16 protein-coding genes are annotated in these 15075 nt (G+C 39.8%); 9 read left to right on the top strand and 7 right to left on the bottom strand.

The genetic code is table 11. The features are described from left to right. The first annotated feature begins 29 nt into the window (after nucleotides 1-29). The 3 genes from ACQKMH_RS14715 (at nucleotide 30) to ACQKMH_RS14705 (ending at nucleotide 1743) form a co-directional block, all read left to right on the top strand. Nucleotides 30-1046, top strand: a complete 1017-nt coding sequence (locus ACQKMH_RS14715) for a nitronate monooxygenase (RefSeq protein ID WP_427588239.1) — start codon at nucleotides 30-32, stop codon at nucleotides 1044-1046. Between the two features lie 13 nt (nucleotides 1047-1059). Next, nucleotides 1060-1512: a GNAT family N-acetyltransferase gene (locus ACQKMH_RS14710; RefSeq protein ID WP_427588238.1), complete on the top strand. Its 453-nt coding sequence runs from the start codon at nucleotides 1060-1062 to the stop codon at nucleotides 1510-1512. Nucleotides 1513-1590: 78 nt separating this feature from the next. Beyond that, nucleotides 1591-1743 (top strand): hypothetical protein, encoded by a 153-nt coding sequence (locus tag ACQKMH_RS14705; RefSeq protein WP_427588237.1) that lies wholly within the window; start codon nucleotides 1591-1593, stop codon nucleotides 1741-1743. A 49-nt stretch (nucleotides 1744-1792) separates the two neighbouring features. On the opposite strand, the gene ACQKMH_RS14700 is transcribed toward ACQKMH_RS14705, so the two are convergent. Then, nucleotides 1793-2371, bottom strand: a complete 579-nt coding sequence (locus ACQKMH_RS14700; protein ID WP_427588236.1) for a GNAT family N-acetyltransferase — start codon at nucleotides 2369-2371, stop codon at nucleotides 1793-1795. Nucleotides 2372-2475: 104 nt separating this feature from the next. Between ACQKMH_RS14700 and ACQKMH_RS14695 the strand changes: the two genes are divergently transcribed. Continuing rightward, nucleotides 2476-3867 (top strand): PLP-dependent aminotransferase family protein, encoded by a 1392-nt coding sequence (locus tag ACQKMH_RS14695; RefSeq protein ID WP_427588235.1) that lies wholly within the window; start codon nucleotides 2476-2478, stop codon nucleotides 3865-3867. Nucleotides 3868-3937: 70 nt separating this feature from the next. Here the strand turns inward: ACQKMH_RS14695 and ACQKMH_RS14690 are convergent, their stop codons facing one another. After that, nucleotides 3938-4357: a MarR family winged helix-turn-helix transcriptional regulator gene (locus ACQKMH_RS14690; RefSeq protein ID WP_230158307.1), complete on the bottom strand. Its 420-nt coding sequence runs from the start codon at nucleotides 4355-4357 to the stop codon at nucleotides 3938-3940. 507 nt (nucleotides 4358-4864) lie between these two features. After that, entirely contained in the window at nucleotides 4865-5068 is a 204-nt protein-coding gene (locus tag ACQKMH_RS14685) for a hypothetical protein (RefSeq protein ID WP_427588234.1), read from the bottom strand. Between the two features lie 127 nt (nucleotides 5069-5195). Here ACQKMH_RS14685 and ytvI point away from each other — a divergent pair, with 127 nt between their 5' ends. After that, nucleotides 5196-6239, top strand: coding sequence for a sporulation integral membrane protein YtvI (gene ytvI, locus ACQKMH_RS14680; protein WP_427588233.1), 1044 nt, complete (start codon nucleotides 5196-5198; stop codon nucleotides 6237-6239). A 340-nt stretch (nucleotides 6240-6579) separates the two neighbouring features. On the opposite strand, the gene ACQKMH_RS14675 is transcribed toward ytvI, so the two are convergent. Then, nucleotides 6580-7932, bottom strand: coding sequence for a hemolysin family protein (locus ACQKMH_RS14675; RefSeq protein ID WP_427588232.1), 1353 nt, complete (start codon nucleotides 7930-7932; stop codon nucleotides 6580-6582). A gap of 606 nt (nucleotides 7933-8538) precedes the next feature. Here ACQKMH_RS14675 and ACQKMH_RS14670 point away from each other — a divergent pair. From ACQKMH_RS14670 to ACQKMH_RS14655, 4 genes are all read left to right on the top strand, one after another. Further along, on the top strand, nucleotides 8539-9111 hold the full coding sequence (locus ACQKMH_RS14670; RefSeq protein ID WP_427588231.1) for a YitT family protein: 573 nt from the start codon (nucleotides 8539-8541) through the stop codon (nucleotides 9109-9111). Nucleotides 9112-9205: 94 nt separating this feature from the next. Next, nucleotides 9206-9919 carry a FixH family protein gene (locus tag ACQKMH_RS14665; protein WP_427588230.1) on the top strand — a complete coding sequence of 238 codons (714 nt, stop codon included), beginning with the start codon at nucleotides 9206-9208 and terminating at the stop codon, nucleotides 9917-9919. A 117-nt stretch (nucleotides 9920-10036) separates the two neighbouring features. Further along, on the top strand, nucleotides 10037-10201 hold the full coding sequence (locus ACQKMH_RS14660) for a hypothetical protein (protein WP_427588229.1): 165 nt from the start codon (nucleotides 10037-10039) through the stop codon (nucleotides 10199-10201). A gap of 169 nt (nucleotides 10202-10370) precedes the next feature. Further along, nucleotides 10371-11000, top strand: coding sequence for a DedA family protein (locus ACQKMH_RS14655; protein WP_427588520.1), 630 nt, complete (start codon nucleotides 10371-10373; stop codon nucleotides 10998-11000). Nucleotides 11001-11053: 53 nt separating this feature from the next. Here the strand turns inward: ACQKMH_RS14655 and ACQKMH_RS14650 are convergent, their stop codons facing one another. The 3 genes from ACQKMH_RS14650 to ACQKMH_RS14640 form a co-directional block, all read right to left on the bottom strand. Next, nucleotides 11054-12385, bottom strand: coding sequence for a hemolysin family protein (locus tag ACQKMH_RS14650; protein ID WP_427588228.1), 1332 nt, complete (start codon nucleotides 12383-12385; stop codon nucleotides 11054-11056). A gap of 273 nt (nucleotides 12386-12658) precedes the next feature. Beyond that, entirely contained in the window at nucleotides 12659-13768 is a 1110-nt protein-coding gene (locus ACQKMH_RS14645) for a histidine kinase N-terminal domain-containing protein (RefSeq protein ID WP_427588227.1), read from the bottom strand. 236 nt (nucleotides 13769-14004) lie between these two features. Then, nucleotides 14005-14892 carry a cation diffusion facilitator family transporter gene (locus ACQKMH_RS14640; protein ID WP_427588226.1) on the bottom strand — a complete coding sequence of 296 codons (888 nt, stop codon included), beginning with the start codon at nucleotides 14890-14892 and terminating at the stop codon, nucleotides 14005-14007. Between the last annotated feature and the right edge of the window lie 183 nt (nucleotides 14893-15075).

Below are 15075 nucleotides of genomic sequence, written 5' to 3'. Positions count from 1 at the left end.
TGTAGAAAAATCAAAAGGAGTTGTGTAGAATGTTCAAAGATTTACTGAGATATCCAATCATTCAAGCACCGATGGCAGGAGGGGCTTCCACACCAATGCTTGCGGCTTCAGTATCCAATGCAGGAGGATTGGGCTTTCTTGCGGCAGGCTATAAGACTGCCAAAGAGATGGAAGGAGAGATAGCGCAGACGCGTCAAATGACCAAGCGACCATTTGGCGTGAATGTTTTTGTGCCTGGTCATGAGGTGGTGGATGAAAGTTCATTATCTGCCTATCATGAAAAAATTGAAAAAGAGGCAAAGAGTGTGGGGGTTGCGATTGGAAATGCCCATAGTGATGATGATGATTGGCAAAATAAATTAGCTGCATTAAAAGAGGCCCGGATGGCGATCGTCAGTTTTACATTTGGATGCCCTTCATCTGATGTAATAAGCGAGCTCCAAAGCGTCGGTACCCTTATCGCCGTGACAGTAACCAACCTTCAGGAAGCAAAAAAGGCAGCGGGTGCTGGTGCGGATGTGCTATGTGTTCAGGGCATTGAGGCAGGGGGACATCGTGCCAGTTTTGAAAACCGTACAGAAGATGATTACGGTCTTTTAGTATTGATACGGATGATTGAAAATGAACTGAAGTTACCGATCATTGCGGCGGGTGGACTGATGCATGGAAAGGATATCGCTGCCGTACTCGCAGCAGGAGCAACAGCGGCGCAATTGGGAACAGCTTTCCTTCGCTGTCCGGAAAGCGGGGCAAGTCCCGTTCATAAAGAAGCTCTCGGAAATCCTCGATTTACTCGGACCTCAGTTACCCGCGCCTTCAGCGGCCGAAGGGCACGGGGGTTGGTGAACCATTTTTTGACGGAATATGATAGCGTTGCACCAGTCGCCTATCCTTATGTCCATCACATGACCAAGCAAATGCGAAAAGCGGCAGGACAAAAAAACAATCCTGAACTGATGGCCTTGTGGGCAGGGCAGGGGTTTAGGTTGAGCAGGGAGCTTCCGGCTTCCGAATTGATGGAACTCCTTATAGAAGAACTAAAATGAGAGAAGGGTTTGTGTGGAGATAAGAAAACTATATATGGAAGAGTCACCGCCGATGCATTTGTTGCTTTTGGCAGATCCTTCAAGGGAATTGGTAGAGGAATATTTGAGAAGTGGAACATGCTTTGTTGCCGAGATGGATAAGCAGATGATCGGGGTGTATGTTTTGCTCCAAAAAGGTCCTGAACTGTTAGAGATAATGAACATTGCGGTGGATGAAAGGCACCATGGAAGAGGAATCGGAAAACGATTGATAGAACATGCCATTCGCTATGCAAGGAAACAAGGTTATAAAACGATTGAAATAGGCACTGGAAATTCGGGAATAGGGCAGCTTGCCCTTTACCAAAAATGCGGTTTTAGAATAACTGGTGTCGATCGCGATTTTTTTAATAGAAACTATTCCGGGCCCATATATGAAAATGGGATTCAGTGCCAAGATATGATTCGCTTGTCACAAAGTATTTAGACTAGCACTAATCATCCAAGTTTGACGGAAAAGCTTTACTGACAAAAGTGCACGTCGAATTGCTTAGGGGGAATGAGCTTGTTCTTTGGAGATATGATTTATCTTCTTTTTGCTTTGCTAATGCCGCTTTTATTTGCGATTGGCGTTTTCATATTCATTCGAACAACGAAAAGGCAAAAGACTTCTTTTTTGAAAATTGAATCGAATCATAAAGACCTACATGAAAAATAGCAGCAGGCGAAAAGAGTGCCAAAATAATCGGCACTCTTTTTCTCCATCTTCACCTATCCAAAAAAGCTTCCAAGCTCTTTTTCACATCAGGCCATTCGTTCTCGATAATGCTGAAAACCACTGTATTCCTTATCCTTCCATCTTTCAGCTTTTTCTCCATCCTTAAAATGCCTTCTTCATGGGCGCCAAGCCTGGTTATTGCTGCACGCGATCTTTTGTTCAATTCATCCGTCCTGAATTCAACCCGTTTCATATGCCACCTTTCAAAAGCGTGCTGCAATAGAAGGTACTTACATTCAGTGTTAACGGCTGTCCGCCATTTGTCGGGATGATACCAAGTTGCCCCGATTTCCAGGGATTGATTGTCAAACTGGATACTTCTTAGGCTCGTGCTCCCGATTACGGAATCATTCGTTTGATCGACAACGACAAATGGATGATGAAGTTCCTGTTCCCTTGCTCGGATGCCTTCCTTTACATAGGAAACGGCATCCTCATATGACAAAATCTTTGTAGCGCTCCATTCCCAGATTTCAGATGGCAGGGAAGCTGCATAAAGCGGTTCAATATGATGCTCCATCATTGGGGTGAGGATCACGTGTTTCCCGAATAGTTCAATATGCTCCATAGTTTCCTCCTCTTGATTGATATCTTCATTATAAAAACATTCTGATCCTGTAATAAGGACCAAAGCTGATATAATTTATGGTACCAGTTTAAAAGGAGGGGCAAATGTTTGAAATCACGCTAACCTTAGATAAAAAGAATAAAGAAGCGTTATATCTCCAATTGTATAAATACTTCAAAGCGGAAATCCAGAACGGACAAATAAAAGCCGGAATGAAATTGCCTTCTAAACGAAAGCTAGCTGCTCATTTAGGAATAGGTCTGAATACTGTAGATACGGCATATCAGCAGTTGATGGCGGAAGGGTATGTGGAAAGTCAATTAAGGAAAGGATTCTATGCAGCCGATTTGGAACCGATCTCACCCGTGAATGAACCGTTGCCTGTTAAAGCAGAGATGAAAGGCCCTCACGATGAAAGGAGTAAGATAGATTACAATCATGGCCGGGTGGACGTTGATTCTTTCCCGCATGCGGTATGGAAAAGATGCTTAAACAATACGTTGTATCTACAGGAAAGGGAAATGTTCATCAGCGGTGATCCTCAAGGGGAATGGGGGATCCGGGCTGAGATTTCTTCCTATCTTTTTCAATCGAGAGGAGTCCGCTGTGGTGCTGAACAGGTCATTATCGGGGCAGGTACACAGTATTTCATCCACTTACTGCGGTTACTTCTTGGAAATGAGCGGGTTTTTGGGCTGGAGGATCCTGGCTTTCATCGAGTTAGGCAGGTACTGAGTTTGGAGGGAGCTAAAATGGCATTCATTCCATTAGATGAAAGCGGTATGAATGTTGACTCATTAAAAAATAGTGAGGCGGATGTTGCTTATGTCACCCCTTCTCATCAGTTCCCTTCCGGCATGATCATGCCGATAGCTAGAAGGGTGGAATTATTGAATTGGGCTGGGGGAAAAAAGGGTTATATTATTGAAGATGATTATGACGGTGAATTCCGTCATACAGGTAAACCGATTCCGTCCTTGCAGGGATTGGACACAAAGGGAAAGGTCATTTACCTAGGCACGTTTTCAAAGTCGTTCATTCCTACAATCAGGGTCGGCTATATGGTGTTACCCAAAGAGCTAGCTTGCCGCTATCAGGAGAACTTAATAGGATACAAACAGACCGTTTCCAGAATGATTCAGGAAACGCTCTGTCTTTTTATGAAAAATGGGCATTGGGAACGCCATCTGAATAAAATGCGTACGATTTATCGTAAAAAGAACAAGGTGTTGCTGAATGCAATTGAAGAGAACTTTCATGATCGTGTAGCCGTAATCGGTGAAAAGTCAGGATTACACGTTCTGTTAAAAGTAAAAAGCAGCAGCAGTGAATCAGAGCTTATTCAAAAGGCAGCCAGTGTTGGGGTTAAAGTCCATCCAACTTCAGTTTATCATTCAAAAAAGGTAAAAGAGCCGACTGTCCTGATTGGGTACGGTGGATTAACCGAAAAGGAAATCGAAGAAGGAATCAGACTTTTAAAAAAGGTATGGCCATAGCTCGATGGAAACTAGAAAGTGGCCAATGGAAGACCATGGCTCACACTTATTCAACAATCATATAAGACATTTAGTTTCTTATATTATTGAGGATTTTAAGGACCGTTTGGAAAAAAAAGTCCTGTTCTTCTTCAGTAATGCCTTCTAGGGCTTTTCCTTCGATCTTATCTGCTATCTTAAGGCATTTGGTATGTACTTCTTTGCCTCGGGGAGTCAGTTCGATTCGTTTTTCCTGTTCATCTTTTCCAGGGACCTGCTTAATCATATTATTCTGTTCCATGCTGTTGACCGAACGTGTGATGATAACACTATCTACATCCAAGTAGCTGCATATATCGGGTATGGTGGAGTATCCACAGTTTTTTAAATAATTCAAGATCGTCCACTGATTGTGGTAAATTTCAAGGGTTGTAATTTGCTCATTCATTTTGCTGACTAATGATCTGGATACTTGTAAATATTGATGAAATAATTGAGTAGGGTTCGTCATATGATTCTCCTTTATAATGGTCGACCAATCCATTATATTCTTTAATTCTTAAAAGTCTATTGTAAAGAATCATTCATTTCAGTCAATGTTTAATTTTGGAAGAAAAGGAGGTGTGGGAAAGACGATGGTGAAATATGAACAGAGGGTAACCGAATCTCCTATATCATCAAATAACAATGCACCAGCATCTCCTAACCTGAATGGATAACAAACATACTGATCGATATGAAAAACAGATGCTCAGAAAAAAAACCAGTGGTGGCAACTGCGTAAATAGATCCTGATGGTATCATCAAAAAGACTGCCTCAACGAGAAACGATAAGCTGCCATTTGCATAGGTGGGAAGTAATCATCGAGTTAAAATCGCTGGCACGAGTTGATCTAAAGTAATCATTTCAAGTTGATCTCGCTGAATAGAATCATGTTTAGAAAGCATCCTTATCACCTCATGTTTAATACTTCTATTCTAAAACAAAACAACAGCCTCCTAAGGCTGTTGTTTTGTTTTAGAACTTCTCGCTGGTGGAGCGGTGTTTCGTTTCTTTTTTATTTCGTTCTTCTTCTCGTTCATATTTAATTTCATCAATTGGTAAATCTTCAATTGGCATGACTACTTGATCACGTTCCAGCTGTTTTTCTTGATTTTCTTTGAATGCCTTGGATTTATCATTACGCTCTTCAAGATACTTTTCTTTATCTTTGTTATCCAATGTCAATCCCTCCATCTCTTTTTTTCTCTTTTTCCCTTAATTGAGAAAATAAAACGTATAAGCGAAATATATGCGGCACCGTTTCATAAATATAAGGAGAACAAGAAGTGCAAGGAGGGTTTGTTCAGTGAAGGGTGCTGTCTTTTTCCGCTGGTTTTGGAGGGGTATTTTCCTTTTAGGGCTATTTATCGTCATTCCCTATTCATGGGCGTTGATTTTAGCGTTACTCACTGCCATTCTTTTGGATGGATTAGTCCGCATAATTAGTGAAACGGCAAAGCTGCATCGTCTATGGGCAGTTTTGATTTCATTTGTTTTATATGTAGGCGGGGTTATGAGCATCACTTATTTTTCCCTATCGGTTTTAATCAAGAAGGTCATTGTCTATTCGGAGGAATTTCCTGACGTCATTCGTGAAATGTATCTGACGGCGATATTGCCAGTCATAAGGCAATGGGAACAATATTCCCAAACGTTACCGCCAAATCTCATACAGTCCATAGAACAAACCATGGAAAAGGGAGTCAAGGCTTTAGAGGGTTTCACTGAGGGCTTTGTTCAAGATATGGTCCAGCTCGTTACACTTATCCCTGGATTTTTCATTGATTTTTTAATTTATTTAATCGCTTTATTCCTAATTAGCCTGGAATTGCCTAAGTTAAGAAAAAAGGCAGTCCATTATTTAAAGACATCCACCTATCAAAAAATATCGCTAGTTTATCAAGATTTAAGTATGGCAGCAGTGGGCTTCTTCAAGGCGCAAATCTTGTTAAGTTTAATTACGTTCATCATGGCCTATGGAGGACTAAGGTTGTTGGATGTAAAATATACAATCCCATTGGCACTGTTAATAGTTGTTGTGGACATTCTTCCAATTTTGGGGACGGGATCTGTACTTGTTCCTTGGGCGGTTATTGTTTGGGCTCAAGGAAACCATCATCTAGGGGTTGGCCTGATTATCCTGTTCCTGGTCATTACCATTATTAGAAGGACCATCGAACCAAAAATCTATTCAGCAAATATGGGATTGTCTCCATTGGCATCGTTGGTCAGTCTGTATTTAGGATTTAAGATGTTTGGTTTCATTGGGCTTTTCCTTGGACCTTCAATACTGATCGTTTATGAAACGTTAAAGAAGGCAGGTGTCATCAAATCAAACTTCAAAATATGAAAGATTATTAGAGGTTTTTTGCATGGTTTCTTAAATTGGACATATCTTTTACCGCTTTACCTTGGCCGTTGCAATGATGGCAGTTCCGGGAAAAGAATTGCAGATAACGAGTTTTCCCTTTCCCTTTGCAGTGCTGGCAAATGGTTATAAGTTTCATGATTCCACACTCCTTCATAAAGTATTGCTTTTCTAACAGTATGAAACAATAAAGGTTGAACTATACTACATGTTATCAATCAATCTAAATCGGTGTATTTTTATATGATATGTCGTTTTTTTATTTCATGTACCAATTGGAAAAAAACCCCCGCTCCTAATGTTAGGAGCGGGGGTTTTTTAATCATGAAACGATTTCGGTCGGAGATATCCTTGGAAATTCTTTTACTTCGCTTACGATTTTTGCTGGTTTATATATTTCAATATAACAAATATGGTGATCTTCCATTTCTTTTATCCTAAAGTTATAGGGACCGTAAGTCAGGACATCACCTTGTTTGGCCTCGTAGTTCTCTGTAAGGATCCAACCGCCCATCGTATCGATATCTTCATCGTTTATATCCAATCCAAGTAAATCATTCACTTCACTGACTAATACCTTAGCATCGATGATATAGTGATCTTCTTTTAATTTGCGGACATCCGGCACTTCATCCAGGTCGAACTCATCGCGGATATCGCCAACGATTTCTTCAAGGATATCTTCAACGGTCACCAAACCTGACGTACCGCCGTATTCATCCATGAGGATAGCCATGTGAATGCGTTCTTTCTGCATTTTTAAAAGTAAATCATGAATCGGGATACTATCAATGACACGTATGATCGGACGGACATATCTGCTGATCGTTGTCGCCGTCTGATTGTTCTTGTCTATCATTTCAGTAAATAGCTCTTTGATATTGACCATCCCGATAACATGGTCTTTATCTCCATCGATGACAGGATAGCGGGTAAAGTTCTCCTCCGCCATAACGGTAAAAAATTGTTGAATCGTATCATCTTTGGATATTGTAGCAATTTCAGTACGCGGAACCATGATTTCTTTAGCAATCCGATCGTCGAATTCAAAAATTTTATTCACATATTTAAACTCTGATTGGTTAATTTCGCCACTTTTGTAGCTTTCTGAAACAATGATGCGAAGCTCTTCTTCTGTATGAGCCAGATCATGTTCGGAAACTGCTTTTAATCCTAGCATTTTTGTAAGCGACCTTGCAGAGCCATTAAGTACCCAGATGAAAGGATACATGACTTTGTTAAAGGCAATTAAAGGTTTCGAAACCAATAATGTTACTTGCTCCGCTTTTTGAATCGCCAATGTTTTCGGTGCCAATTCTCCAACAACGACATGTATGAACGTAATGAAAGAAAAGGCAATTGCAACTGAGAGTACATGTGAAGCCGACTCCGGAAGATTTAATTGATTTAAAAGTGGTCGCAAAATGTTTTCAACTGTCGGTTCCCCAAGGAATCCAAGCCCTAAAGCAGTAATGGTAATTCCGAGCTGACAAGTTGAGAGGTATTCATCCAGGTTGGATATGACCTTCCTTGCTGAAAGAGCATTCGGCTTTCCTTCTTCAATTAATTGATCGACCCTCGTGCTTCTCACTTTAACAATCGCAAACTCCGTAGCTACAAAAAATGCTGTTAAAGCAATTAAAATGGCAATAAGAACCAAGTTTATTATGTCCAAATAGTCTCCCTTAACTCGCCTCCGAGACGAATAAGGAGTCCACCTCCTACATTTTTAAAATATACAAGTATATTTTTTTTTGCTTGCAAAATCTTTTCGGGATTCATTCAAATAAGCTGGTTACAAGTTGTTTGAACTCCCAATTGTTTAATTGCTGAAGAGAATAATAGTATATGCCGATTAGCGATGCGCAGACGGGAAATAGAAGAATTTCTGTATGAGGGAGTACACCCATTTTTCAAAAGTATGCACATGTCCGTTACGCAAAGCAGCGTCCGTCCGTCAAAACGAACATTCTTTAATGTCCCATCAAATCACCTCAATTTAATTAATTTAAATACTTTCATTATAGAAAGAGTTAATGATTCAGTCAAACAGCTTACGGCTCCTTAAATCCGGTAAATAGCTTGTAAAGGATCAATTTGATCTAATAATTAGCGGTTTTTGACTGTTTTCTCTACTTTATTGTATCATGTGATGCAATATTCAGAAAACTTAAAGTTTGCTATATAAAAAATTGATTGTTTTCATTATTTTTTGGACTATATAAACATATTCTATAAAATCCGGACAGGTTTTTATGCAGGTTAAAAGGGGGTGGCAGTCATGAAAATCATGGAAAGGATGGCGGCGATCATTGCCGGCAGCATGCTGGTTGGTGTGGGAATTAATTTTTTCCTGATACCTTATCATTTATTGGATGGGGGCATGATAGGGATTGGGCTGATTTTTCATTACTATATAGGACTACCAACAGGGCTTGGTGTGATTTTAAGCAGTATTCCATTATATATATATGCTTGGTACTTTGAAAAAAAACTATTTCTGAACAGCTTGCATGGCTTGCTTTTTTCCTCCTTATGCATTGATATTTTTTCCGACGCTGTCACAGGATGGGATCTTCCCATTTTTGTTAGTGCGGTAATGGGGGGAGGATTGATCGGACTTGGAATAGGCTTGATGCTTAGGTATGGAACCTCTACTGGTGGAACGGATATGCTCGCGCAGATCCTTTCCAGGAAGAGTGGGCTCAATGTGGGTTTGCTGATTTTTTTCATTGATGGATGCGTTCTGCTTGCCGGGCTGAGTGTGGTGGGGACTTCGGTCTTTTTATATTCATTTTTAACGATCATCGCAGTAGCCATGCTGACTTCAGTCACCGTGATGCGAACTGCTTGATGTAATAGCATGTATAAAAATCTGAAAAAAGGGAAGGATGGGCAATATGAAAAGGACGGATTTTTAGTCTAATAAATAGTAAAGGGAAGTTTTTATGAAAAAATTCTATTTGTGTTCTGCGCTATTATTTATGCTGGCTGGCTGTCAAGAGTCTGAAATGCCAGAGGATAAAGAAGTGAACAGTGCCGTTCCAGAATCCTTGGAAGCATCGATTGTCATTAAGGGAAAATTAAATCCTGGAAAAGAAGTCATTCTTGAAACGACAGTGAAACAAGGAAGCCAATTAGTGAACGAAGCTGATGAGGTACTGTTTGAAGTGAGAAAGTCCGGACAGGACAAACGGGAAATGCTAGAAGCAAAAAATACTGGAAGCGGCATGTATCAAGTGATGCATACATTTGATGAACAAGGGAAGTATATTGTGGTTGCCCATGTAACGGCCAAAGACCTTCATGTTATGCCGGAAAAAGAAGTTGTCATCCCAGAACATGAAAGTGAAGGTGCCTCGGTTCATCCGAGTTCGGATGTATCAATCGAATTTCAAAGTAACCCTGTTAAGGCAGGAAACAGTTCGAGCTTTGAAGCAGCCGTAGAATTGGATGGGAAGCCTCTGACAAATGCAGATGTGAATTTTGAAGTGTGGAAGGAAGGCAGCGAAGAAAGTCATTTTACCAAAGCAAAAGAAGATGGAAATGGCACATACCAAAATAAGGTATCGCTTGATGAATCCGGAACCTATAAGGTGCAGGTACATGTAGAAAAAGACGACGTGCATGAACATCAACTGGAAACCATACAAGTAAATTGACAAGTGAACCTGTGCAACATGTTTTTTACAGTGGAATTGTGTAAGTAGGTTTTATCTTCACGTAAACTGGGAAGTAAAAGAATAACGATAACGAAACAGCAGAAAGGGAGGGTAAGCATGAATAACCCAATAATCAACAAGTATAAGAATCTCGGTATTCATATTGAAAAAACGAAATCACGCCAGGAGATTTTCACTAATGTCTCACAAAATGATTCATCCTTACTCACCATAGCTGCTTTTTCTCAATTCTCCCAAAAAAGGGAGCTAAAAGAATACTGATAAAAATGAGACCGGGGTACATACCAGCTGGTCTTTTTTTCTGTGCAATCGAAAAAAAAAGATATGAAGTGAAAGAAGGATATGAAAAATCGAATAGAACGTTATGAGCTAAAATAGGATAAAAGGACAAACATTTTGAAATTAGCGGTAAGGGGAGTCCGATTGCATGATATCACAGCTTATAATGACGATATTGAATTGGTTTGCAGGAATGGGGTATATGGGGATTTTATTGGGGCTGATGGTTGAAGTCATCCCTAGTGAGCTTGTTCTGGGATACGGTGGTTATTTGGTTGGCCTTGGGAAAATGAATTTTTGGGGAGCTGTCCTTGCGGGAGTAGCAGGAGGAACGATCGCACAATTATTTCTCTATTGGGCTGGTTATTATGGCGGACGGCCCTTCCTTTTGAAGTATGGAAAATATGTGTTCATTAAAGAAAATCATATCGTAATGGCTGAAGAATGGTTTCAACGTTATGGGGTAGGAGTGATTTTTACGGCTCGATTCATCCCCGTTGTTCGCCATGCCATTTCCATCCCTGCCGGTATAGCAAGGATGTCCGTATGGAAGTTTATCATATATACGGTTGCGGCTGTGATACCTTGGACCATTGCGTTTCTAACCTTAGGACGGATGCTCGGCGAGAATTGGCAGCAAATCAAAGAAGTTACTGCGCCATATCTAATTCCTTTGGCAGGATTTTCGTTTGTGCTAATCATGCTTTATATCATATGGAAAAAAAAGAGTACACCTCCAATCGTAACGGTCAAAAAAATGGGACGTTTTCCCGATAAATGAAAAGACAAAAAACAGCCTCGTAAAAGGACCTTTTACGAGGCTGTTTTTCATTATTATCCTTGGGAAAGGTCCTCTTCCAGAGGAAGCTGTATGACCTTTTTTGTTACCTCGATAGAACGAATGGCGTGATCTTCCATTTCAATCACTTTAAAGCAGAATCCGTCTTTTTCCATGATGTCCCCAACACTTACATCATAATTTTCCGTAAGGACCCATCCACCTATAGTATCGACATCATCTTCTTCTAAGTGAATGCCAAGTAAATCATTGACTTCCTTTACAAGTAGTTTAGAGTCCAAAATATAGTGTCCATCCTTAACTTTCCTGATGGATGCGACTTCATCGACATCGAATTCATCACGAATTTCCCCAACGATCTCCTCAAGGATATCCTCAACGGTGACAAGGCCTGAGGTTCCGCCGTATTCATCCATCAAAATAGCCATATGAATGCGTTCCTTTTGCATTTTCAACAGCAAATCATGTATGGGTATATTCTCCATGACCCGAATGATCGGGCGAGTGTAATTTTCAATCGCTTTAAAATGGATTTCCCGATCCTTAATAAGATCCGAGAAAATTTCCTTTAAGTTCACTAAGCCGATGACATGATCCTTATCACCTTCGACAACAGGATATCGAGTGTATTTCTCCAGTTTTGCCACGTCGACGAATTCCTGTACCGTTTCATCTTTGGATATGGTCATAATCTCTGTCCTTGGAACCATGATTTCTTTGGCAACACGGTCATCGAATTCAAAGATGTTGCTTACATATTTAAATTCCGATTGGTTAATCTCCCCGCTTTTATAGCTATCTGAGAGGATAAAGCGCAATTCTTCTTCCGTATGGGCAATCTCGCTTTCAGATGCAGGCTTGAAGCCAAATAATCCGACAACGAAACGAGAAGAGTGATTCAATATCCAGATGAAGGGAAAGGCAATCTTATGGAAAAAAATCAGCGGGTTGGCTATAGCCAAGGCCACTTGCTCTGCCTTTTGGATGGCAACGGTCTTTGGAGCCAATTCACCTACAACCACATTCAGGAATGTTATCAGGGAAAATGAAATGACAAATGTAAGAATGCTTGTGACTTCCTGTGGGAAATGCAGGGCATTGAATAAAGGTCCCACCAATTTGAGGACGGTCGGTTGTCCTAGCCACCCCAATCCAAGGGCAGTTACGGTAATTCCAAGCTGTGTGGCGGATAGGTATTCATCAAGATTGGATGTAACCTTCTTGGCCGCAATGGCTTTTTTGTTTCCCTCTTCTATCAATTGATCGATCCTCGAGCTGCGGACCCTTATGATCGAAAATTCAGAAGCTACAAAAAAGGCAGTTAAAGCGATTAAAATAATGACAAATAGAAAACTTAATATGTCCAATTAGTGTGGGACTTAATTGAATCGCCTATTGTACCGAACGACTTAATTATCCCAGTCACCTCCCAAAACCAATAATGAATGAAATGATGTTATCGTATTAAATGTTAGATGAAAAAATTATTTTGCAGGAAATATTATGATGGTTTTTATTTTCAATCTATAGGGTCATTCACCTCGATTAGTAGTGGAACCTAACTATTAGTATAAGTAAATAGACGTCAATCAGTCAAAAATTTCACACTGAATATCCAGGTAAATAAGGATATTTATCCATTATTTAGTTTTCAATTGAATCGAAAATGTCGTTAGAAAATCCGTTGAGTGGCATGATAATGTTCCTTGATGTTTTAAAACGATTTCTTTACAGACGAATAGTCCCAATCCCGTTCCCCTTTTTTTTGTGGTGATGAAAGGGTCAAATATATTCGGCAGGACCTCGTCGGGTATCTTCGGACCATTGTTGGAAATATTTAAGGTAAGGATGCCGGGCGGTGATTCAGAGCCAGATATATAGATGGACGGGGATGGCATTCCGCCAACCACATCAAGAGCATTTAAAATGATATTCAGTAAAACTTGGCGGAATTCTTCTTCAGAACCGGAAATTACCGCATCATCGGCAATATTACATGTAATGGAAGCATTTACTTCCAAAATGCTAGGATATAAAAACTCGATCACCTCGTTCACGAGTTTGGAAATGGAAAACAGATCCGGTGGTGATTCTGATGTTTCTTTTTTTGAAATATTAAGGAATTGTGTAATCCGGTAATTGAGCTGATCCAATTCCTTTGAAATGATATCAAGATATTTTATCTCGGATTGTTCGGCTTGTAACAATTGAATGAATCCCATGATGGAAGTAAGTGGATTACGGAATTCATGGACAAAACTTGAGGTCATTTGGCCTAGGAGCGTCAAACGGTCTTTATGGTTTGGGCTTATGAATTGATAGCGTTCTTCAAGTTCCTTCGTTTTCAATTCCGTATAATGGGATGATGCAAAATGAATGAGTTTATCGAAGTAAACGTTTATTTGCTTAATAAGATTGTATACTTCGTCTTTAGTTGCCTCGGAATTCAAAACATGATCAATGATGATGGATCTGCCGATGGTTGCAGTGGAAAAGAAATTTTCCAAATTCAACTGCTTATGAACTCGATCAGACGCAATTTTTTCCCCTACGACCCTCAGTACATCTTCTATGCCAGTATCCGATTTTCCAAGCTGATCCATTAGCAGATTAAAAATATTTTCTACTTCTCCTTTGAAGTACCCCATATATCCATCCGGTAAATGCAGCAGCTCATCGTTCCATTTGGAAATGATACTGCTTTTTTGAGAAGATAAAAAGTGAATGGTCATTTCTCGATTAGATACCATTTTGCCCTCCATACTGTAGGAAAATGAATTTACTTATGATCCAGAAATATATTAATTTGAATAAAATTACAAAATATCAAAATAATTACATTATGCCTTTATGATAACAGATTAATGTCCTTTACACATGTGTCAATTGGATAAATATTCGGCAATCAATCGATAAATCCCTTTTTTTGACACAGTTTTATTGCACTTATTACAAGATTAGACATAATAAAAAGGTATCCGTAAAGTTAATGACGGTTACCTTTTGTATGAAATGCATATGGTTCAATGTGAACGATTACATGCTCGATATTATATTCCTTCAAAAGATTCTCCTCGATTTTAATCGTGATATCGTGACCTTGAATGACGGTCAAAAGCGGGTTAACATGAACGGTGGTTTCAAGCAGGATTTCACTCCCATGCATACGTGCTTTAATTTCACTCATGTCTTTAACACCTTCTGTCAAGATAATGGTTTGTCCGATCTTTTGCAGAAGCTGTTCGTCAAAACCATCTGTTAAAGAGATGGAGGCGTCATGAAAGATGTCCCATGCAGTTTTGCAGATGATGATCCCAACGACTGCAGCAGCTATGGCATCTAACCAAGGGATTCCCATCTTAGTACCGATAATTCCTATAAATGCTCCAACACTGACAAGTGCATCGGAACGATTATCCTGTGCAACGGCGTAGATGGAAGCGCTGTTGATCTTTTTACTTAATGCGATGTTAAAACGATAGATTCCGTACATGAAGATTGCAGAGAAAAGAGCGACATAAGCGGTCAGCATATTGGGAACGGTTGTTGAATCTTGCTTGAAGAAGGATTCGATAGCACTGAATACTACCTGCAGTCCCACGGTTATCATGATGAAGGCAGCTACCAACGAGGCTACGGTTTCCGCCCGTAAATGCCCATATGAATGATTATCATCAGGCGGTCTCTTTGAGATTTTCAAGCCAATCAATACGGCTAATGAAGCGATAATGTCGGTGGTATTATTTAAACCATCTGCCCAAAGTCCTTTAGAATCGCCAAAATAACCAATAGACAATTTAAGAGCAGACAAGAATATGTAAGCGGCAATGCTTATGTAGGCGCCTTTTTCAGCTGAAACCGAATGTTTATCCATGTCTATTCCCTCCCAAGTGTAAAAAAGCTCAATAAGATACCAAAACAAATAGTCTAAAGAAAAATTATCGTATTTATCAATCTAACTTGATTATGATGGGTGTATTGAAGGCCTATAGAGAAGTTGGTTAAAAGAAAGAATTTGGCAATAAGGTTCAATTATAGAAACTAGTAATATATTCTA

Source organism: Peribacillus sp. NPDC097895, from assembly GCF_050277555.1.
Lineage (GTDB): Bacteria > Bacillota > Bacilli > Bacillales > DSM-1321 > Peribacillus.
This window is presented reverse-complemented; position numbering and strand designations above follow the sequence as displayed.